At 38.8% G+C, this 20,752-nt stretch carries 21 protein-coding genes and 1 pseudogene; 8 read left to right on the top strand and 14 right to left on the bottom strand.

Features of this window, described 5'->3' with window-relative positions; genetic code table 11:
• Window positions 1-203: 203 nt before the first annotated feature.
• The 4 genes from ACIR310F_RS0114885 to fabI form a co-directional block, all read right to left on the bottom strand.
• A complete protein-coding gene (locus ACIR310F_RS0114885) occupies window positions 204-1,640 on the bottom strand; it encodes a polysaccharide biosynthesis/export family protein (protein ID WP_028084507.1) in 1,437 nt (478 codons plus the stop codon).
• 542 nt (window positions 1,641-2,182) lie between these two features.
• A complete protein-coding gene (locus tag ACIR310F_RS0114880) occupies window positions 2,183-3,166 on the bottom strand; it encodes an ABC transporter ATP-binding protein (protein ID WP_028084506.1) in 984 nt (327 codons plus the stop codon).
• A gap of 68 nt (window positions 3,167-3,234) precedes the next feature.
• Window positions 3,235-3,846 carry an imidazoleglycerol-phosphate dehydratase HisB gene (gene hisB, locus ACIR310F_RS0114875; protein ID WP_028084505.1) on the bottom strand — a complete coding sequence of 204 codons (612 nt, stop codon included), beginning with the start codon at window positions 3,844-3,846 and terminating at the stop codon, window positions 3,235-3,237.
• Window positions 3,847-3,961: 115 nt separating this feature from the next.
• A complete protein-coding gene (gene fabI, locus ACIR310F_RS0114870; RefSeq protein WP_028084504.1) occupies window positions 3,962-4,738 on the bottom strand; it encodes an enoyl-ACP reductase FabI in 777 nt (258 codons plus the stop codon).
• A gap of 374 nt (window positions 4,739-5,112) precedes the next feature.
• On the opposite strand from fabI, the gene ntcA reads away from it, so the two are divergent.
• The 3 genes from ntcA to ACIR310F_RS0114855 all read left to right on the top strand — a co-directional run bounded on the left by ntcA (window position 5,113) and on the right by ACIR310F_RS0114855 (window position 8,136).
• Window positions 5,113-5,784 (top strand): global nitrogen regulator NtcA, encoded by a 672-nt coding sequence (gene ntcA / locus ACIR310F_RS0114865; protein ID WP_028084503.1) that lies wholly within the window; start codon window positions 5,113-5,115, stop codon window positions 5,782-5,784.
• 325 nt (window positions 5,785-6,109) lie between these two features.
• Complete coding sequence (locus tag ACIR310F_RS0114860) at window positions 6,110-7,558, top strand: DUF3084 domain-containing protein (protein ID WP_028084502.1); 1,449 nt, start codon at window positions 6,110-6,112, stop codon at window positions 7,556-7,558.
• Window positions 7,559-7,713: 155 nt separating this feature from the next.
• Complete coding sequence (locus ACIR310F_RS0114855) at window positions 7,714-8,136, top strand: pre-16S rRNA-processing nuclease YqgF (RefSeq protein WP_028084501.1); 423 nt, start codon at window positions 7,714-7,716, stop codon at window positions 8,134-8,136.
• 1 nt (window position 8,137) lies between these two features.
• Here the strand turns inward: ACIR310F_RS0114855 and ACIR310F_RS0114850 are convergent, their stop codons facing one another.
• The gene (locus ACIR310F_RS0114850; protein ID WP_028084500.1) at window positions 8,138-8,401 is read right to left on the bottom strand and encodes a DUF3146 family protein; all 264 of its coding nucleotides are present in this window, start codon (window positions 8,399-8,401) and stop codon (window positions 8,138-8,140) included.
• Window positions 8,402-8,734: 333 nt separating this feature from the next.
• Here ACIR310F_RS0114850 and ACIR310F_RS22680 point away from each other — a divergent pair, with 333 nt between their 5' ends.
• The 4 genes and pseudogenes from ACIR310F_RS22680 to ACIR310F_RS0114830 all read left to right on the top strand — a co-directional run bounded on the left by ACIR310F_RS22680 (window position 8,735) and on the right by ACIR310F_RS0114830 (window position 10,770).
• Window positions 8,735-8,938, top strand: a complete 204-nt coding sequence (locus tag ACIR310F_RS22680) for a hypothetical protein (RefSeq protein ID WP_035368098.1) — start codon at window positions 8,735-8,737, stop codon at window positions 8,936-8,938.
• Between the two features lie 298 nt (window positions 8,939-9,236).
• Window positions 9,237-9,704, top strand: coding sequence for a DUF29 domain-containing protein (locus ACIR310F_RS0114840; protein WP_028084499.1), 468 nt, complete (start codon window positions 9,237-9,239; stop codon window positions 9,702-9,704).
• 110 nt (window positions 9,705-9,814) lie between these two features.
• Window positions 9,815-10,318, top strand: a pseudogene (locus tag ACIR310F_RS22675) (tetratricopeptide repeat protein); the annotation flags it as partial.
• Between the two features lie 218 nt (window positions 10,319-10,536).
• Window positions 10,537-10,770 (top strand): hypothetical protein, encoded by a 234-nt coding sequence (locus ACIR310F_RS0114830; RefSeq protein ID WP_028084498.1) that lies wholly within the window; start codon window positions 10,537-10,539, stop codon window positions 10,768-10,770.
• A gap of 53 nt (window positions 10,771-10,823) precedes the next feature.
• Here ACIR310F_RS0114830 and rpoD read toward each other — a convergent pair whose 3' ends face one another.
• Window positions 10,824-11,993 (bottom strand): RNA polymerase sigma factor RpoD, encoded by a 1,170-nt coding sequence (gene rpoD, locus ACIR310F_RS0114825; RefSeq protein ID WP_028084497.1) that lies wholly within the window; start codon window positions 11,991-11,993, stop codon window positions 10,824-10,826.
• Window positions 11,994-13,137: 1,144 nt separating this feature from the next.
• Complete coding sequence (gene gyrB, locus ACIR310F_RS0114815; RefSeq protein ID WP_028084496.1) at window positions 13,138-15,075, bottom strand: DNA topoisomerase (ATP-hydrolyzing) subunit B; 1,938 nt, start codon at window positions 15,073-15,075, stop codon at window positions 13,138-13,140.
• Between the two features lie 217 nt (window positions 15,076-15,292).
• Between gyrB and miaA the strand changes: the two genes are divergently transcribed.
• On the top strand, window positions 15,293-16,183 hold the full coding sequence (gene miaA, locus ACIR310F_RS0114810; RefSeq protein WP_028084495.1) for a tRNA (adenosine(37)-N6)-dimethylallyltransferase MiaA: 891 nt from the start codon (window positions 15,293-15,295) through the stop codon (window positions 16,181-16,183).
• A gap of 71 nt (window positions 16,184-16,254) precedes the next feature.
• On the opposite strand, the gene ACIR310F_RS0114805 is transcribed toward miaA, so the two are convergent.
• The 7 genes from ACIR310F_RS0114805 to rpmH all read right to left on the bottom strand — a co-directional run bounded on the left by ACIR310F_RS0114805 (window position 16,255) and on the right by rpmH (window position 20,539).
• Window positions 16,255-16,638, bottom strand: coding sequence for a helix-turn-helix domain-containing protein (locus tag ACIR310F_RS0114805; protein WP_071604836.1), 384 nt, complete (start codon window positions 16,636-16,638; stop codon window positions 16,255-16,257).
• 410 nt (window positions 16,639-17,048) lie between these two features.
• On the bottom strand, window positions 17,049-17,552 hold the full coding sequence (locus ACIR310F_RS0114800; RefSeq protein WP_028084493.1) for a YceD family protein: 504 nt from the start codon (window positions 17,550-17,552) through the stop codon (window positions 17,049-17,051).
• Window positions 17,553-17,715: 163 nt separating this feature from the next.
• Window positions 17,716-18,231 (bottom strand): Jag family protein, encoded by a 516-nt coding sequence (locus tag ACIR310F_RS0114795; protein WP_028084492.1) that lies wholly within the window; start codon window positions 18,229-18,231, stop codon window positions 17,716-17,718.
• A 2-nt stretch (window positions 18,232-18,233) separates the two neighbouring features.
• Complete coding sequence (yidC, locus tag ACIR310F_RS0114790; RefSeq protein WP_028084491.1) at window positions 18,234-19,379, bottom strand: membrane protein insertase YidC; 1,146 nt, start codon at window positions 19,377-19,379, stop codon at window positions 18,234-18,236.
• A 255-nt stretch (window positions 19,380-19,634) separates the two neighbouring features.
• A complete protein-coding gene (locus ACIR310F_RS0114785) occupies window positions 19,635-20,021 on the bottom strand; it encodes a PH domain-containing protein (protein WP_028084490.1) in 387 nt (128 codons plus the stop codon).
• Window positions 20,008-20,379, bottom strand: a complete 372-nt coding sequence (gene rnpA, locus ACIR310F_RS0114780) for a ribonuclease P protein component (RefSeq protein WP_028084489.1) — start codon at window positions 20,377-20,379, stop codon at window positions 20,008-20,010. The genes ACIR310F_RS0114785 and rnpA overlap by 14 nt, the downstream gene beginning before the upstream one ends.
• A gap of 25 nt (window positions 20,380-20,404) precedes the next feature.
• Window positions 20,405-20,539, bottom strand: a complete 135-nt coding sequence (rpmH, locus tag ACIR310F_RS24410; RefSeq protein ID WP_015209090.1) for a 50S ribosomal protein L34 — start codon at window positions 20,537-20,539, stop codon at window positions 20,405-20,407.
• Between the last annotated feature and the right edge of the window lie 213 nt (window positions 20,540-20,752).

Here is a 20,752-nt window from a genome sequence, read left to right as displayed (position 1 = left end):
TACAAAGTTGAATCATGAAACTCTTGTGGTGCGGGCATCTTGCCCGCTAAATATGTACCTCATAACACCAGTAAGTGCTGTATAGTTCATCATTGTATTGCCTTTTCCCAATTACCAATTACCCATTACCAGCATCAACAGATATGATAAGTGTTCAACCGGACATGATATAATTCAGACTTTACAAACATCCTCTAAATAACCTAAAATCCAGTAGTGAATAGTCTGATAATCCCCAAGATAGTGCCTAGAGGACCAGCTACAGTATTAACTCTATCACCTGTTTTAGCTAAAACGTTGCGATCAACTACGACAACATCATTATTACGCAGGATCGGATTAGTTTCTTCATTAATTCCTTTAGATAAATCCACTTTAATTGGACGTTTAGTAACTGTACCATTGGCATTGAGTCGAATTAGTTCTATACTTCCTTTACTGGCTCTACTATCATTGAAACCACCAGCAGCTAATAATGCCTGATTTAAAGAGCTATTGGGTTGTAATTTTACTGCTCCCGGTCTTTTAACTTCACCCACTACACCCACTTCAATGGTATTTGGCGACAAAGTAGTGGTGGCCAATTGCGTAGCTTCAGCCGCACTAATGTCCATAGCTGTAGGAATGACAATTGTATCTCCATCTTGTACCACAATGTCTTGATTGATATCACCGCTTTGCAGTAATTGCCAGAGGTTGATATCTATAGTTTGTTCCGTACCAATGCGAGTAGGACGGCGTAATTTAATCTTCCGTACATCTGCAAGGGACGTAATTCCTCCAGCTAGTTGTAAACTCCGCATCACAGTGGGTAAACCACCACCAGCACCACCACCCTCTGCTCCACCCGCATTTCCAGCGGTGACAAGATAAGAACCAGGACGGTAAACCTGACCAATTACCACCACTGTGCGGGGTGAAGTTTGACTAGCAGCAAAGTTAGCCGCAAAGAGATTCCGAGCTTCAGCCACATTTAGGCTAGTAGCAGTGGGAACAATAATGGTATCTCCGTCTCGTAAGGTAATTTCCTGGGATATTCGCCCTGTTTGAGTCAATTCCTTTAAATTTAGGGAAACCGTCTGCTCCCCAGCACGCCCTACTTTGCGCCTTAATTGCACTTGAGTCACGTCTGCTGCTAATGTCACACCTTGAGCTATAGTTAGGGCAGCTAATACCGTTGGGTATTGTACACCGGGGTTATTTCCTGCTCCCCCTTGTAAGCTCAGGGTGTAAGCTCCCGGTCTGGTTACCTCTCCAGCTACAAACACATTTATGGGACGAGGTGATAATAAGTTAACGGAAATCAGGGGACGTTTGAGAAAGCGAGAATATCTTTTAGCAATGGTATCAGAGGCCTGTTCAGTGGTTAAGCCAGAAACCGGTACACTACCAATTAAAGGCATATTAATTGCACCACCAGGAGGAATTTGATATTCACCTGTATATTCTGGAACTTCAAATACATTTACACGGATGAGATCACCACCTCCTAATAAGTAATCTGTAACTATACTAGATGTTGATTTTGCTGGCTGCTTCTGTGCCATACTCACAGATGGTAAAGCGATGTTGACCGTTGTTAACAATGCTAAACTCATAGTCGAATGGGTGAGGAATTTACACAAATTTTTATTAAGCATACTTACCTGAGACTTGGAGATAAAGATATTTGCAGTTATTCTGAAACATTTTAACGTTGATTACACTTAAACATCGCGGTGGCTCAACAATTTTATTTTCCCATAAATCTTTAGTTTTCCGGACATAAATAGTTGTAATTTATTACTTTGGGATATGAGTTTTATATTTTCCATGAAGTTAATTACCCTCTCAATTTATTTACACAATTTAATTTTCAATTTCTACAATAATTTTTGATTCTATATTTTTCACTTCTCCCCATAGATTTTTTAGATATCTCTAGACACTTACCTGCGGTTTTACCTGGTTTAACTTTTACCTCAGATGATATTTTCAAAGTCTTCGACAAATATAAATTTAAATATGAATTTAGACTTTTCAAGCATCCTTAAATCTACCGTGTTACAACAGATTAACTTGTTAATATAGCAGTCTTGTCAAAAATAAAATTACCACTTAGGGTTGATTTATCCATGAATATTTGCCAATGTTAGTTATCTTAATCACTAATTTATTCACAATAGTTGATAATCTGATTAAATCAATTATGGGCATGATTTCGGTTTTGAATTTGCTGAATGAAAAACTCTTCTAGAGATTGACGTGATAGGTTCATGCTCATGATTTTTCCTCCCATTAAACTCAAACTAGATAGAAAATCATCATCATCTTTTTGGAGTATACCCTGCCAAGAATCATCCACACCAAATTCTAAACTAGCTATCCATTTTTTCAAGATTTCTCTATCTCCTCCTTGGCCTTTAATATGATATGTGTTATTTTCACCCAAAAGTTGATTGAGAGAACCGGAACAGATTAATTCTCCTTGAGCAAGAATAGCCACACGGTCACAAATTTTTTCCACTTCATTCAACAAATGACTATTAAAAAATATGGTTTTACCAGATGCTTTCAAAAAAAGAATAATTTCTCGCATTTGATAACGTCCCAGGGGATCAAGTCCAGACATAGGTTCATCTAAGAAAACCAAATCAGGATCATTAATTAAAGCTTGTGCCATACCGACACGCTGAAGCATACCTTTAGAATAACGCCGCATTTGCTTTTTACGAGCATCAGCTTGGGATAAACCGACTAATTCCAGTAATTGGGGAATACGTTGACGTTGTAATTTTTGGGGAATTTGAAATAAACCCGCTGATAACTCTAAAAATTCCCAACCACTGAGGTAGTCGTATAAATAGGGATTTTCCGGGAGGTAGCCAATATGTTGTTTAACTTTAACATCACCTATAGGTTGACCTAATAATAATCCCCTTCCAGATGTGGGGCGGATAATTCCCAACAACAATTTTAACAAAGTGGTTTTACCCGCACCATTGGGACCGAGCAAGCCAAAGGTCTCTCCAGGATACACTTGTAAAGAACAGCTTTTAAGGGATACAACTTTTTGATTGAGCCAAAATCCCGTGCGATATACCTTTCGTAATTCACAAGTCAGAACTACAGGTTGTTTCTCTAGGGGATTTTGTCGAAAATCGGGGTTGTCTGCAACAAAATTCATGGACGTGAAATTACCAATTACTGATTATTGAGAAGTATCTGCATATTAACCGATATCGGCCATTATTTTTATAATACACCTTTGGAACTAGGAATGGTTTCTGCTCGACGTGGATCAATTTCCGCTGCTATTCGCATAGCTCTAGCAAAGGCTTTAAAAGTAGCTTCAATAATATGATGGGAATTAATACCATCTAATTGACGAATATGTAAGGTCATTTGGCTATGATTTACCAAGGCCACAAAAAACTCTCGCACCAATTGTGTATCATAGGTCCCCACCCGTTGGGTAGGAATTACTAAACCATAACTGAGATGAGGTCTACCGGAGAAATCTAAGGACACTTGTACCAAGGCTTCATCTAAAGGAGCAGTAAAATTACCGAAACGGACAATTCCTTTTTTATTTCCTAAAGCTTGAAATAAGGCTTGTCCTAGAGTAATTCCCACATCTTCATTAGTGTGATGATCATCAATTTCCCAATCACCTTGAGCTTGAATATCCAGGTCAAATAACCCATGGGAGGCGATTTGATGGAGCATATGATCTAAAAAGGGAATACCTGTAGATACTTTACATATACCTGTACCATCAAGGTTGATAGTCACGTAAATATTAGTTTCACCAGTAGTACGGTGAAGTGAGGCTATACGAGGTGTTTGTTTGTTGTCGGTTGTCATTTGTCGGTTGTCAGTTGTCGGTTGTTATTTGTCAGTGGTCAGTTGTTATTTGTTAGTTGCAATAGGTAATGGGTAATAGGGGCAATAAATATTATCCCTGCCCCTGCTCCTGTTCTTACATTCCCATAATTTCATATCCTGCATCTACATACAGGATTTGTCCAGTAATACCGCTTGCCAAATCACTACACAAAAAAGCGGCTGTATTACCTACTTCCAACTGAGTGACAGTGCGACGGAGCGGGGCTACTTCTTCAACGTGATGAATCATATCTAGGATACCACCGACTGCGGAGGATGCTAAAGTGCGAATAGGACCTGCCGAAATGCCATTAACACGAATATTTTCAGAACCAAATTCGGCTGCTAAATAACGAACACTAGCTTCTAAACCTGCTTTAGCCACACCCATAACATTATAATTAGGAATTGCTCTAACTGCTCCCAAATATGTAAGAGTAATAATACTTCCGCCTTGAGTCATCAAAGGTTTAGCAGCGCCGCTCAACTGTACAAGAGAATAAGTGCTAACTTCTAAAGCCGTATTGAAACCAGAACGGGAAGTTTGGCTAAAACCGCCGGTCAAATCTTCCTTTTTGGCAAAAGCCAAACAATGGACTAGAATATCTAATTTTCCCCATTCTTGCCGGATAGTTGCAAAAGTAGATTGAATTTGCTCGTCATTTTCGACATTGCAGGGCAGAAACAAACTAGGGTTGAGCGGTTCTACCAATTCAGCCACTTTTTTTTCCATTTTACCCTTGTCATCAGGCAAATAGGTAATACCTAAATTAGCCCCCGCTTTGTGCAGTTGCTGGGCAATTCCCCAAGCGATAGAACGGTTATTGGCAATACCTGTAACTAGGGCATTTTTTCCAGACAGATTCAGCATAAACTTTGCTAATATAATTCATCATTAGGAGCATACTAGAATCTGACCCTAGTTTAACTTTGTGCGGCTAGAAATTTTCTAAAATTGGCAAAGAGTAGGCAGTAAGTACCTAGCAAATCATAAGCATATTTGTAAATTTTCTCAAGAAATTTCCCAGCTTTGGGGCAAAACCCAGAGACGATAACTAGCAGAACTACTTATCAATAATTACTAGCTAACCTGAACCAAAATTATGTATCATAATCAACGAAGAACTAGAAAATATGAATTTGGGTATAGGAAAAACAAAAAAAATAACGGTGCTTTATTGATTTTTCAGGTGTATTCTTAGGTAATTAGTTTTTGTTTTTCTGGCATTGGGTAGGGGAAGGGAGATGATCGTGACACAAGACAAAGCCCTAGCAAATGTTTTTCGTCAGATGGCCACTGGGGCTTTTCCCCCGGTTGTCGAGACGTTTGAACGCAATAAGACGATTTTTTTTCCGGGAGATCCTGCTGAACGAGTTTATTTTCTTCTCAAGGGTGCGGTGAAACTGTCGAGGGTGTATGAGGCAGGAGAAGAAATAACGGTGGCTCTGCTGAGGGAAAATAGCGTTTTTGGCGTGCTGTCTCTATTGACGGGTAATAAGTCTGATCGATTCTATCATGCAGTGGCATTTACCACTGTAGAATTGCTTTCAGCGCCAATTGAACAAGTGGAGCAGTCACTCAAGGAAAATCCAGAATTATCAATGTTAATGCTGCGAGGGCTGTCTTCGCGGATTCTCCAGACGGAGATGATGATTGAAACTCTGGCTCACCGCGACATGGGTTCACGGTTAATTAGTTTTTTACTGATTCTTTGTCGTGATTTTGGCGTTCCTTCTGCTGATGGTATTACCATTGATCTGAAGTTATCACATCAGGCGATCGCTGAAGCAATTGGTTCGACTCGCGTTACTGTGACTAGACTCCTGGGAGATTTACGCGAGAAAAAAATGATTTCCATTCATAAAAAGAAGATTACTGTGCATAAACCTGTCGCTTTAAGTAAGCAATTTACTTAAAATTTATAATTTATGGGGTAAGGTCAATAGATTTTGGATTTTGGATTGACGATTTTGGATTGACTCCATCCTCAAGTGTGGAGCTTGAGGATTTTAGATTAGCGAAACATTGGATTAGTTCTGCTCCGAAGGGGCGAGGCTTGTACCGAAAATTCCCAATCTAAAATCTAAAATCTAAAATTTTTTGGTTAGGTAATGGAATTGGTACGGATTTTCAGATATTAGGGGCAACCAATTCCAAAATTACCCCCACAAATTGATTATTTATCCACAGACAATGGTTGAACGTAGTAGGCTAGATTGGTCAGTATTTCACTAGCTAACAATGACCACTGGTTACATCCTAATTGTAGCAATTCTTATCCTGGGAGGCGTAATTGCCACCGTGGGCGATCGCATCGGCACACGGGTTGGTAAGGCACGTCTCTCACTCTTCAATTTGCGTCCCAAAAAAACGGCTGTAATTGTGACTATTTTTACGGGTGGTCTGATTTCTGCCACCACTTTAGCAATTCTATTTGCTGCTGATGAAGGATTACGAAAGGGTTTATTTGAGTTGGAGGATATTCAAAGGGATTTGGGACAGAAGCGGGAACAACTAAAAACCGCAGAAACTCAAAAAGGTCAGGTAGAACGTGAGTTAAATCAAAGCAGACAAGAACGAAGTCAGGTACAACAAGAATTACAAACTATCAATAAATATTTGCGAGCGGCAAATACTAAACAAAAAGCTACACAATCTCAGTTGAATCGTACCCTTAACCAACAAGCTAAAACTCAAGTACGACTTTATGAAACTCAATCTCGTCTCGGTAAAATTGTGGTTCAATATCAACAAGCTAAAACTGAATTACAAACTCTTTACAATCAGCGCCTGACGTTACAAAGTGCAGTGCAAGAATTAAAGTCAGAACGGGAAAGATTGTATGCTCAAAGTAAGCAAGCTATTGATGAGGCAAAGACGGCTATTGAAAAACGCGATCGCAAAATTACTAAATTAGATAAGCTGATTCAAAACCGCAATCTACAAATTAAACAACGAGAAGAAATTATTCTGATAAGAGAATCTCGTTTACAAGAATTGGAAAAACAACAAAAATTTTTAGAACAAGAAGTAGCTAGATTAGAAAAATATTATCAGTCTTACCGTGATCTCCGGTTGGGTAAATTAGGTTTAGTTAGGGGTCAAGTGATAGTGGCAGGGTTAATTACTGTTGATAAACCTATTATGGCAACTCAGGCAATTATCCAAATTTTACAGGAAGCTAACCGCAATGCCAATATTCAATTAACTGAACCTGGCGCTAAATCTACAAATACAGAAATACTGCGTGTGACTAAAAATCAAGTTGATCAATTAATTGCACAAATTAAAGATGGTCGAGAATATGTAGTACGAATCTTTTCGGCAGGTAATTACGTTAGAGGTGAAAAGCAAATCGAATTTTTTGCAGATGCAGCTCGAAATCAATTAGTATTTTCATCAGGTGAGGTACTGGCTACAACTACAGCCGATTTAATTAATATGACATCTGACCAGTTGCGTCAACGTCTAGATTTACTAGTTTCTGCTTCTCAATTTCGCGCTCGAAATGCGGGAATTGTTGAAGCTGTAGAAGTAGAAGGGACTTTTGTTCGCTTTGTTACTCAATTACAGCAAACAGAGCAAGAGGTAGAAGTTAAAGCCGTAGCCGCAGAGGATACTTATACTATTGGTCCATTAAGAATAAAATTAGTGGCTTTATTAAATGGACAAATTCTTTTCACTACGTGAATAATCAAAAATCAATTTAACATAAACCAATAACAAAGCAAAACTTTACACAATTACTAAATTAATTTACAATAACAAATGATTGACTTACAATAGCAAATGATTGACTTACAATAACAAATGATAATAACAAAGAATTAAAAATAATGTATCCAATGACTAATACACAACCTGTAGTTTTAGGATTTGATCCTGGTCGTGATAAATGTGGTATTGCGGTAATGGGATTAGATAGACAACTGTATTATCATCAAGTGATATTAGCAGAAGAGGCGATCGCTAATATTGAAGTACAATTGCAAAAATTTCCTGTATCATTAATAGTAATGGGAGATCAAACAACAGCTAAAAAGTGGAAACAGCAACTTAATCAAGAATTAAATAAACCAACAAATATCATTTTAGTTGATGAACGTTATTCTACCTTAGAAGCACGCGATCGCTATTGGCAGATGTATCCACCCCAAGGTATAATTAAACTATTACCCAAAGGAATGCGTCAACCTCCCAGGGCAATAGATGATATTGTGGCAGTCCTTCTGATTGAAAGATACCTAAACCAATTAACTAATAAATAATTTAAAGTTCAGCCCGAATTGTAAAAGCATAATCTCCCCCAGGTTCTAATTGATAATCTTGTTGTTCTAAAAACCGTCCTAGAGGTTCTTTAATTAAAGCACGACCTTGGGAAGGCTTTACAGAAAGTTCCCCCCGACGAAAATGCCACTGGAAATGCCATTGAAAATTACCAGCGCTGACTTCACCTTCAAGAAAGCCCTGTTGCCAAGATTGGCGGATAATTCTAACATGGGCAGTAGTTTCTGGCAGACGTTTTGCACTCACGCTTATTTAATGTCAGGTATGGGATAAAAGCCAATTATTTATGTAGGCTATTTATTTTACGTACTAAAAATAGCTTAAATCAATAAACTAATAAAGACAACATAAGTTAGTAAAGTCTAGGTTCTTAACTACTGATTTGTAGTTAAATGACGATCAATGCAAGATATTAATGCAATAATTACATTCAGGAATTAATTTTGTTACGAAAATAACAGATAATAAGAAGGACATTGTTTATTACTGTGATCGCCCACTACAAAATATACAAAGTAGTGGGTTTTATCTCAACTTAAGGATTATTAACCATGAAGTCCCGTCATTGACTTGCAGCCAATGTTATATAAAACTATTTGTCAAGACTGTGCTTTTTATATTAAATTACAGTGTACTCACCCTGATGAGTTAGATGTTAATTGTGCTACCGTAAATTTTTGCAGTTCATTTACTCCAGCGGTAGAAATTGATAGTCCTTGTGTGTCTTTTGGTAATGATGATGAAGTAGGTTGGGTTGACCCAAGGAAATCTAACACCAAATAACCATTGAGAGAATTTAAAACTGCTTAGTTCCGCGTTGAAGATTACGAAAATAACCAATTTTCTATTTATAAAAGCCAATGTGCAATTATGATATAATCATTGTGATTGTGAAGTCCTTTAATTATTATAGTACTAACTAAAAATCATACCCCAAAACCTGACAAGCTCAGGAATTACACAAAATATCTCTCCCTAACTCCAATTTATCCATGACCTCGGTGCTTGGAGTGGTTGGTTATTCCGTGACTCGTGCGTAAGTCCTAAATTTATTTAATTTATTTGAGGAGATTTCTAGTAAATGAGAACAACTCAAACTACTACTAATTCAAATCTTTATAATGAAGATTTTTATTTGTGGATAAAGACGACAGCAAAACAATTAAAAGATGGTAACTTTGCCGAAATTGATTTAGCCAATTTGATTGAAGAAATCGAAAGCATGGGAAGAAGTGAAAAAAGAGCATTAAAAAGTAATTTACTAGTGCTATTGATGCACCTTCTCAAATATAAATATCAGTCAGAAAAATGCAGTAATAGTTGGTTATCTACAATTTTTGAACATAGACGCAGATTGAAAGAAGACTTAACTGAAAGTCCTAGTTTAAAAAAATACTTCTTTGAAGTGTTTAACGAATGTTATCAAGATGCAAGAAAACAAGCATCCTTAGAAACAGGATTATCACTTGATACCTTTCCTGTAAATTCTCCAATCACTCCAGATGAAAGTTTAAATCAAGATTTTTTACTAAACATTGATTTTTTCTAATCTTCCTTTCCGTCTTTGCTGTTGTGTGTACTTTGCGCGAAATCAAACCAAATCCATGCAATTACCATTAATTAAATATCCTATTTTTGGGATAATCAATTTCTTATTATTATTTAAGTATGGCTTTAGAATTAAATTCCAATTTGGGTTTTGCCCATTATAATATGGGATTAATCAGGAAAGAGGAGAAAAATTGGGAAAGTGCGATCGCTTCTTTTGCAAAAGCCAAATTAATTAGTCAAAACGCGCCTGAACCAGGTTATCATTTAGGTATCTGTTATTTGCAACAGGAGAAAACTGAGCAAGCGAAGGCAGCTTTTAGTGAAGCAATTAAAATCAATCCTAAATATGCAGAAGCCCATTATAGTATGGGAACAATTTTATTTAATCAGGGTAAATTAAATGAAGCTTTAGCAGCCTTTAGAAAATCCGCTGCGGGGAACTTTAATTATGCTAATGCTTATTATGGTGCGGGGTTGGTTTTTATGGGATTAAAGCAGTACAAAGAAGCTGTCCAAGTCTTGCAATACGCTAGAGACTTATATACAGCACTTCCCGGTGTTATGAGGTACATATTTAGCGGGCAAGATGCCCGCACCACAAGAGTTTCATGATTCAACTTTGTACCTCATCTTCAGCGGAAAAGGCTGTAATATTCAAGGTAATTTACAGTGGGTGAAAAGTTCCGAGGAGTTGTTACGAAAAGCCCAAAATTTAAGTAGGTAAGGTAGGGTTTACACCAAAAAGTTATAGGACTAACTCAGCTTTTAGACAGATGAATAATTCTGGAGGAATAAGTAGAAATTAATTAAACAACTAACGGAGTAAAAAAATGAGTAAAACCAAAACTCAAGAACCCATTAGTAACTTAGAGTATGATTTTATCAGCGTACTGCATAATAAAGCAGTAGCCGTTCAAGCTTATGAAAATTATATCAAAGACGCAAAAGAGGCTAATTCTACACCTTGTGTAGAACTGTTCCAAAAATTACGCCAGTCAGAAATTGAACAAGCACACGAAATTCGCCAGCATCTCCAAGAGGTGATGCAGCAAGGTAAGATGTAGTTAATAGTAGGGGCGGGTTTAAAAAGTTAATCAGTTAAACCCGCCCCTACTCATTAACGAATATACTCTTTTAGTACGCTGTTACGATTAGGGTGACGTAATTTACGGAGTGCTTTAGCTTCGATTTGGCGAATACGTTCGCGGGTGACGTTAAAAATCTGGCCGATTTCTTCTAGGGTTTTCATGCGGCCATCGTCTAAACCATAGCGTAATCGGAGAACGTCCCGTTCACGAGGTCCGAGACTATCTAGGACTTTTTCTAGGTCTTCCCGCAGCAAGTTTTTAGAAACTTGGTCTTCGGGGGTTTCACCTTCTGACTCAATAAAATCACCTAAACGGGAGTCTTCTTCTTTACCTATGGGTGTTTCCAGAGAAATTGGTAACTGGGCAGATTTGGCAATAAACCGCAGTTTTTCGATGGTCATTTCCATGCGAGTGGCAATTTCTTCTTCCGTGGGTTTGCGCCCCATTTCTTGGGACAGGAGTTTGGTAGTCTTCTTAATCCGGGAAATGGTTTCGTAGAGATGAACCGGTAGACGGATAGTGCGGGACTGGTCTGCGATCGCCCTTGTAATTGCTTGACGTATCCACCATGTAGCGTAGGTAGAAAACTTATAGCCTTTTTCGTGATCAAACTTTTCAGCCGCACGAATTAACCCCAAACTACCTTCTTGAATCAAGTCTTGGAAGGACAAGCCGCGGTTCATGTATTTCTTGGCAATGGAAACCACCAGCCGCAGGTTCGATTGTACCATTTTCTCCTTAGCCCTTCTCCCTATGTGGAGTCTAGAGCGCAGGGCTGGTAATGATAATTTTACTTCTCCTGCCCATTCTTCTGGTTCTGGTATCCGTTCTAGTTTTTCATACAAACTCTTGTAAGCATCTTCTAGCACCAGTAGTTCAGCTATTTTCCGCGCCAGTTCAATTTCTTCATCTGCGCGTAATAGACGAATTCTCCCAATCTCTTGCAAGTACAGACGAATGGAATCTTCGGTGTATTGCTTTTTCTTGGTTTGTGCCCGAGGACGCGATTTAGCGGCTTTTCCAGACTTGGTGTCGTCCTCATCAGACTGAGGATCTAAAAAATCATCAATTTCGCCATCATCAGCCAGCAATAAGTCCTCTTCTTCTATTAAGAGTTCTTGTAATTCGATCTCAGGCGGATTTATCATTTCTAGGTCAGGCTGATAAATATTATCGAGTACGTTGTTAGCCTGGTTCATGCCGCGTTCCTCATGCTCCTTGCAGAATCAGTTACTCAAGACATTTTGATTACTTTTGGCATCAAGTAATCTCTGAACCGAAAATTGGGTTTTGGCTGTTCACCCTCAAATATTTTCGGTGTTTGTTGTTTTCCCTGTTTTAATCAGGCTTGTACAGTGGCAATGTCATTTGTAATGTGACTTGCTCACTTTCCCCATGGTCATACATGACGACGCTAGATATCACTTTCGATTAACTGAATCTATCAAACTAGGTTCATCTTTCTTCAAAAAGCTTCCTGATGCGGACACAATTGTATGACCTTTGGCAGATTTAACTGTAAATACCGTTTTGATTGTAGCCTGTTTCACAAAAAATGCGCTTTTTTTGTGCATTATTTATGAACTCCTGAAAGTCAGATCAAGCTACCTTTATCAAAAAGACATTAAAAATGGTAGTAACACCATTAATCTTATCGAAAACTTGTTGGTTTGACAGTGGGATTGTCATTAAATTAAAAGTTAGGAACAATTGCTGTTCTATAAAACCTATGCAAATTGTTCTGATGTAAACAATTTGTGTTTATGTCCTGTTTCAACTAAACCCGATGGCGGGTACTTGTTTACAGGTATTAGTTTTACTTAAACTAATTGTACCACCGTCTGTTAATGACTGTTGTTTGTTTTCAGGTGCTAACCTCTGTATGTGCTATACCAAAAACCTAAACTAAGGAGTTAAGATTCTCGGGTATTTTAGGACTGTGAGAGATGAACTGAGATTCGACTCAATTCAGCCTTATTCACACATTAGCGCAGAGTTGAGATTTCTACCCTGTGCAACTTGACAAACTGTTCTTATTGTATACAACGATATTTTCATCAGATGATACATAATATTGTTACTAAAGTTGCCTAATGATATTTTTAGCTAATTTCAGGTGTGTTAATTATCCTTGTGAATACTTCTGATTTTAAGCAAGTGGCTGTCATCTCTGAACGGAAAAGTCTTGTGTATACTTATCAATTTTTGCTTTGCAGATAATAATATCTAGTCAAGCTATCTAAGCATAGCAAATGCTTTATGCCTTTGTGGGGAAAATTTATAATTTTTCGGGAAAAATTTTGGGGAACAGGGGTAATTACCCATTACCTCTGTTTCGATTCCTTAAATGTCTAAATCTGTCATATTCAGTTTAGATCCATAAGTCTCAATAAACTCCCGTCTAGGCGCGACCCGATCACCCATTAAAATGGTAAAAATTCGATCTGCTTCGGCTGCGTCTTCAATTTCCACTCGTTTGAGAGTGCGGGTTTCTGGGTTCATAGTCGTTGTCCACAGTTGTTCAGGCATCATTTCCCCCAACCCTTTAAACCGCTGAATGGTATAATTAGCATTACTAGGAAGAGTACCTAGATGTTGTTGTAATTCCCGTTCGCTGTAACAATATTGGTAATTTTTACCACGCTCTACTTTATACAGTGGCGGACAAGCAATGTAAATGAAACCTTGTTCAATTAACGCCCGTTGATAGCGGTAAAAGAAAGTTAATAACAGGGTGCGGATGTGCGCCCCATCTACGTCAGCATCAGTCATTAATACTACATGATGATATCGTAATTGTGAGGGGTTAAATTCTTCACCTTTAACTCCTAAACCCAGGGCTGTAATTAAAGCTTGAATTTCATTATTTTTATAGATTTTGGCATCATCAGTTTTTTCGATATTGAGGATTTTACCACGCAGAGGGAGAATTGCTTGGGTGCGGCGATCGCGTCCTTGCTTCGCACTTCCACCCGCTGAATCACCTTCTACGATATATATTTCAGATTCAGCCGGATCACGAGAGCTACAATCTGCTAACTTACCAGGTAGAGGCGAAGATTCTAATACTGATTTCCGACGGACTAATTCCCGTGCGTGTCGAGCAGCTTCAGCAGCTTTAAACGCTTGGATAGCTTTATCGAGAATAGCATCAGCTATAGCGGGGTGAAAATCGAGATACTCCGTGAGGACTTCACCGACAAAAGAATCAACAATACCGCGAACTTCCGTATTTCCCAGTTTAGTTTTAGTTTGTCCTTCAAATTCAGGATCAGGGACTTTCACAGAAATGACAGCAGTTAAACCTTCGCGGACGTGTTCACCACTGAGATTAGATTCATTCTCTTTAATTTTATTGCGTTTGCGAGCGGTAGCATTTAATGTGCGAGTTAAAACTGCCTTTAAACCTTCTAAGTGCGTACCACCATCAATAGTGCGAATATTATTAGCAAAACCCAGGACATTATCCGTATAAGCATCAGTACACCATTGTAAAGACACTTCTACCTGGACATTGTTGCGTTCCCCTTGAACATAGATAATTTCTTCATGGAGAGGCTGCTTATCACGATTCATGTAGGCGATATATTCCTTAATACCACCTCTGTACTCGTAAGTTTCTATTTTAGGGGTATCGCTTTTAATAATTTCTAAGCGATGATCTGTAAAAGTAATTTTTACACCGGCATTAAGATACGCCAACTCACGTAAGCGTCCAGATAAAGTAATGTAATCAAATTCTATGCTAGTAGTAAAAATTTGTGTATCTGGCTTAAAGGTGATAGAAGTTCCCGTTCGATCTTCTTTGTAAGGCTTTGCTACCAATTCAGTAACGGGGAAACTGCGTTCATATCGTTGAGTATGTATCTTGTGATCACGCCAAACCGTGACTTCTACAAACTCAGATAAAGCGTTCACCACAGAGATTCCCACACCGTGTAAACCGCCAGATACTTTGTAGCCACCGCCACCGAACTTACCACCTGCGTGGAGAACAGTTAACACAGTTTCTAAAGCTGATTTCCCTGTTTTTGGGTGAATATCCGTAGGAATACCCCGACCATCATCTGTCACCGTCACAGAACCATCAGCATTGATATCCACTTCAACATGGGTACAGTAACCCGCCAAAGCTTCATCTACAGAGTTGTCAACTACCTCGTAAACTAAATGGTGAAGTCCTCGCGGACCCGTAGTACCGATGTACATCCCTGGTCGTTTGCGGACGGCTTCCAGACCTTCCAGAACCTGAATCTGATCGGCGCTGTAACTGCTCGTCATGAAAATTCTCCTGATGCTTGGGGTTAAAATTGCTAAAATGCGAAAAAAGTCAAATCACCCCAACATTATAACATAAAAGCCTTCCTGCCGTCTGTAGCGCAATTTTATGAGAAGTTTACATAAGGGTTGTAACCCTGATGATAATTGGGGAGAAAATTTCTGATTTTGCGTTTTTCTTCCTACTGACCAGTGACAACGAACACCTAACCAATGACTAATGACTAAATTAATTGTAATTTGTGGGGCTACGGCCACGGGTAAATCTAGTTTAGCCTTGAGTTTAGCACAAAGATTAAATTCTGTAATTCTCAGTGCTGATTCTCGTCAAGTATATCGTGAGTTTGATATTGGTACAGCCAAGCCAAATGTAGTTGAAAAAAAATTAGTTTCTCATTACTTAATAGATATTTGTGAACCAACTGAAATCATGACATTAGCAGATTATCAACAACAAGCACAAGCTTTAATTGCTAGTTTGGGAGTTGAAACACTGTTGTTAGTGGGTGGAACAGGTTTATATATTCGTTCCATTGTTCAAGGAATGAAAATTCCCAGAGTTGCGCCACAGCCGGAATTGCGATCGCAATTAGAACCCCTTGGTCAAATCCAACTTTACCCCATATTACAACAAGTTGACCCCATTGCTGCCCAAAAAATTCACGCTAACGATTTGGTGCGGACTTTAAGAGCTTTGGAAGTTTATTATACAACTGGTATTCCTATTTCTGAACAACAAGGAGAAAATCCACCAGATTATCCAATTTTACAAATTTGTTTAGATGCTGATGCAGAACACTTAGATGTGAGGATTAGTAAACGAACTGAACAAATGATAGCAGATGGTTTAGTTGCTGAAGTTGAATATCTTTGTCAAAAATATGGTATTGATTTACCCTTATTAAATACTTTAGGATATCAAGAAATAAAGCAATATTTAGCTGGTGAAATTTCTTTAGATGCAGCCAAAGAATTAATTATTTTACATACCAGACAATTTGCCAAACGTCAACGGACTTGGTTTAGACAATCTCCTAATCTTGAATATTTTGATATGAATAATTCTAATTTATTGGAAAGTGTTTGGCAAAGAATTAATCAATTTGTATGATGGTGTAGCGTCGCGTAGCCATATCTGATTCAGACAAAAAAAACATCAATAAAAATCAAGAAAATCCAACTCTAAATAAATAAACTAGGAGAAACTTTAAAATATTCTCCCAAGGCTTTTGCTTGTGCTTTACTAATTGAACGTTTACCGTTGACAACCTCTGAAACTACACCGCTGCTAGAACCTAGAATACGTACTAAGTCAGCTTGACGAATGCCGCTAGATTCCATGATATGTAGCAATATTTCATGAGGTGTAGATTCATTCATTGGATAATTTTCTTCCTCATAATCTTCAATTAGTCTGATAATCAATTTATCTAAAGCTCGCTCCTCTGGAGTAAGATTTTTTTTAAAAGTTAGAAATTCTGCAACTTTTAAAAGACGCTCATACTCTTCCTCTGTTTCAATTGGATAATTTTCTTCCTCATAATCTTCAATTAGTCTGACAATCAATTTATCTAAAGCTCGCTCCTCTGGAGTAAGATTTTTTTTAAAAGTTAGAAATTCTGCAACTTTTAAAAGACGCTCATACTCTTCCTCTGTTTCAATTACTTGAGGAGCGATTTCAGCTAGTAATTGACTATAAGTTTTATTGTCAAAATTGCTGTTCATAAATTTGCTGGCAGGCTTTTCTAAGAATAAACATATTCTTTCAAAATGAGAGTTCAATGTCAATAGTCCAGGACTTACGAAAAATCTCTGTAAAACCCTCTTCCCTTCGCGCTCTTCGCTTCTTCGTGGTTCATTTTTCTGTAATTAAAAACTCCACAAAGATAAAAAATCTTTGAGGAGTTTGAGAGAGTGTTCACGGATTTTACCGAGCCATAAAGAATTAAGCCATAACGCACCAAACAGTAAATTTACTAATTATCTGGAAGTTGTTTTTTCAAAGCATTTAATGAAGCCCAACGGCTATCAATGGGTTTTTCAGAAACAGCAGTATTCAAAATACCCGGACAATTAAGGTCACATAATTGACGCTGAGGTAATGCTAAACACATCTGCTGATATAGCCATTCACCGGGATCAAAGTGACCATCAGGTGCTAAAGTTTCCAGTAAATCCTCTACAGCAACTTCCATTTCTAAAGGAAAATCTTCCGTTTGATTAGCGGTTTCATCTAACCAAATGACTTCCTGAGTATCAAGAACCAGACGATGGTTATACTGCTGCAAACAGCGGTTGCAGGTACAAGTAATAATTGTTTCTGCCTGAGATGAAACTTCTAAATAATTACCCTGATGTTTAACTTGGATAATTCCCCGCACGGGTGTTAATGTTTCCAAACCAGGCAGAAACTCTTGAACTTGAATTTCCTCTGTCCGCTCCGGGGCTTTACTTAGCTGCGGAATGAAAATAGCGTCCATAGGATTTGTGAAATACCCTGAAAATTGAGCATGGGTAATAGGTAATGGGTAATGGGTAATAGGTAATGGGTAATGGGTAATGGGTAATTGGTAATAGGTAATGGGTAATATTCTTGTCTGTTCCCTGTTCCCTGTTCCCTGTTCCCTGTTCCCTACTACCTAATTATGGTGTAACTGCTTGACGAACAACTAAATGACGGTGAGGTTCTTTACCACGGCTGAAGGTTTCTAAATCAGGACAATCCTGCAATAATGTGTGAATTTGTCGGCGTTCAGTAGCGCTGAGAGATTGAAGTTCTACTTCTCTTCCTGAAAAGCGGACTTCTGCGGCAGCGGTTTCTGCTAAAGTGCGGATTTCGGCTTCTCGTCTCACACGATAACCATTTAATTCCACGGTGTAAGCGGTATGATTGTCTTCTGGTTGGTTCAAATTAAGAACGGAATTTGCGAGATACTGAATGCTATCTAGCACCGAACCACCAGCACCAATTAAAATCCGAATTTGTTCTGATGTTAAATTGGTTTGATCTATTGTTAACCAGTAGCTTTCTCCTGTGGGTGTATCTTGCTCAGAAGATGGGTTAGTTTCTAAATTAGCCCGTACTTGAGTAGATAAACCCATGAGAAGTAGCAAATTTTGTAACCAGTCTTCACTATTTTGCATAGAAATGTCGCTCATAATCAACCATTAGCCTTTTTCTTAGAACTTTTGGGTTCAAATGGCAACGCTTTTACTTCAATGGTTTGTGCTTCTTTTGCCTGTAAGTCTACGATTTTTTGGATTTCTTCTGGTAAAGGTTCACGGGAGAGGATATAGGTTTGGATAGTTTGGAAAACATTACCAATTACCATATACATAAGTACCCCAGCCGGTAGGGGAAAAAATAAGAACATTCCAGAAAAGATCACAGGAGTAATTTTATTGACTGTATCTTGTTGAGGGTTGCCACCGCTGGAATTTTGTCCAGAGAGCATTTGGCTGACATAAAGACTGATACCAAAGAAGACAATCATGGCCACAATATCCCAATGAACTGTATTATCGGGATCAATAGCGCCCACTCTACCTAAAGCATCAATAAAGAGAAATCCTTTGTCTGCTGCTAGTCCGGGAATTGTGGCTTGAATGGTCACGTCTCCGGGTTCTAGAGCCTCTATATTGCCTTCGGCATCAATTTTCACCCTTTCCGCGCCTTTGGTGACTTTCCAGGTAGGTGTCAACTGAGATTCTGGATGTTCCTTTAAGAGTAAATCAAATGGTTTACCTTCTAAGGTTTGATACTGAATCTTAGTTTTTTCTCCCACTGTTAACTTATCACCCCCCGGTAAGATAGCAGAAATGGGAATATGTTCACCGTCAGCAATGTAGATATTTTGTGGGGGAGTAGCAAATGCTTGGGGTTGAATGCGCTCAATTTGTTCTTGAGGGAAGATTTGCAGGTTAACGGAGTAGTTAACACCAGAAAAAGGTGAACCTCGCAAAGTGGCAAACAATGCTAATAATACTGGCATCTGCAACAATAGAGGTAAACATCCTGCTAAGGGATTACCAAATTCACTTTGGACCTTGAGCATTTCCTCTTGTTGCTTTTGCTGATCATCTTTATAGCGTTCTTTGATTTCTGCCATACGCTTTTGCATCACAGGCTGCACAACTCGCATTCGTCGCATACTGCGAATGGAACCGGCACTCAGGGGATAGAGTGCAAAGCGGATAATCAATGTTAAGGCTACTATTGCCAAGCCATAACTAGGGAAAACACCATAGAAAAGGTCTATGATGGGCAACATCACGTTGTTCGAGAGAAACCCGATACCAAAATCCATTATTCTGAATTAAACCTGCGGTACTTTGACACTCCCACCCCGCGCGGGAGTGGGATGCTTGGTTAAGCCTATCCTCTAAATAGAGTTAAATGGAGGCGGTTTTCTCCCAAGCTTTTGCTCTATATTGTAGAGGTTTTTGTTAAGCATTGCTGCGACTATTCCGCTCTGGAAAAGCTAGGGATAGCCGTACATTATAAAATCATTTTGTAGAAGTCGTGCTAAGTATACAAAGAGGTGAAACTTAGCACGAATGACTTATTTACCGCTGCTATATTGGGGATTTTTAGCTGCAACTTTTTCGTTAACGTAGTCATATACTTCCCGGAAGTTAGGAATAGCCCGCATTTCGATTAGAGTACCATTCTTGAGGGTAATTGCCATATCTCCCCATAGGCCGATAGCACGGGGAACTTTGACAACTTTAACAATTTCTGAGTAAATAACATCAGAGCGATCGCGTCCCATCCAACCACCAGTTACACAAATCCTACGGTCTGTAATGCGAAACCGTAACCATATAGCCCTGACTATTGCCCCCACAGCCAAAGGAATACCCACCACTGTCAGCCCAATGAGTAGGTTAAGAATCAAATCCCCAATGTGGGGACCACCTTCATAATAAACTTCTTCACGAATGCCCATTTAGTACCTCAGTTTGTGCCAATAACTCCTCTAATTCTCGCAGAAATTTATGGGTTTGGGGTTCAGATTCTGCTGTTATTGGTTTGACAATTAATACTAACCGCCATCCTGGGACTAATTTCGGCAACAATTGATATAATGCTGCTGTAATTTGTCTTTTGATTTTGTTGCGAACAACGGCGCGTTTACTAACTTTTGTACTAATGGCAATACCAATTTTCGTGGCAGGAGGGGCAGTATCCCAAGAAGGTTTTAAAGCCCTCAGTGTAAAATGAGAACTATGCCGCCGAATTCCTTCCCGGAAAACCGCCTGAAAATCCTGACGGGATTTGAGACGATATGCTTTAGGTAAAGCCACAGCGGTTATTATTGCTGAATTTACCTTACACGCTCAACCGGTGCCTTCCTTTTCTTCTTCTGGCGCTAATCACATTTCTGCCGTCTGGTGTCCGCATTCTTGCCCGAAATCCAGAGGTTCTTTTTCTCTTGCGGCAAGTGCCTCCCAATGTCCTTTGCATATCTTTCTCCTTTTACCGGATTTTCATAAAAAGTCACAATCTGGTATTTTACCACTTTACAGGCAATAAAAATATATTTCTGGATGGAGTTGTCGGTTGTCGGTTGTCAGTTGTTAGTGGGAAAAGGCAAAGGTTGATTAATTTTTCCCTGTTCCCTGTTCCCTGTTCCCTGTTCCCTGTTCCCTGTTCCCTGTTCCCTGTTCCCTGTTCCCT

This window comes from Dolichospermum circinale AWQC310F (genome assembly GCF_000426925.1).
Taxonomy (GTDB): Bacteria; Cyanobacteriota; Cyanobacteriia; order Cyanobacteriales; family Nostocaceae; genus Dolichospermum; species Dolichospermum circinale.
This window is presented reverse-complemented; position numbering and strand designations above follow the sequence as displayed.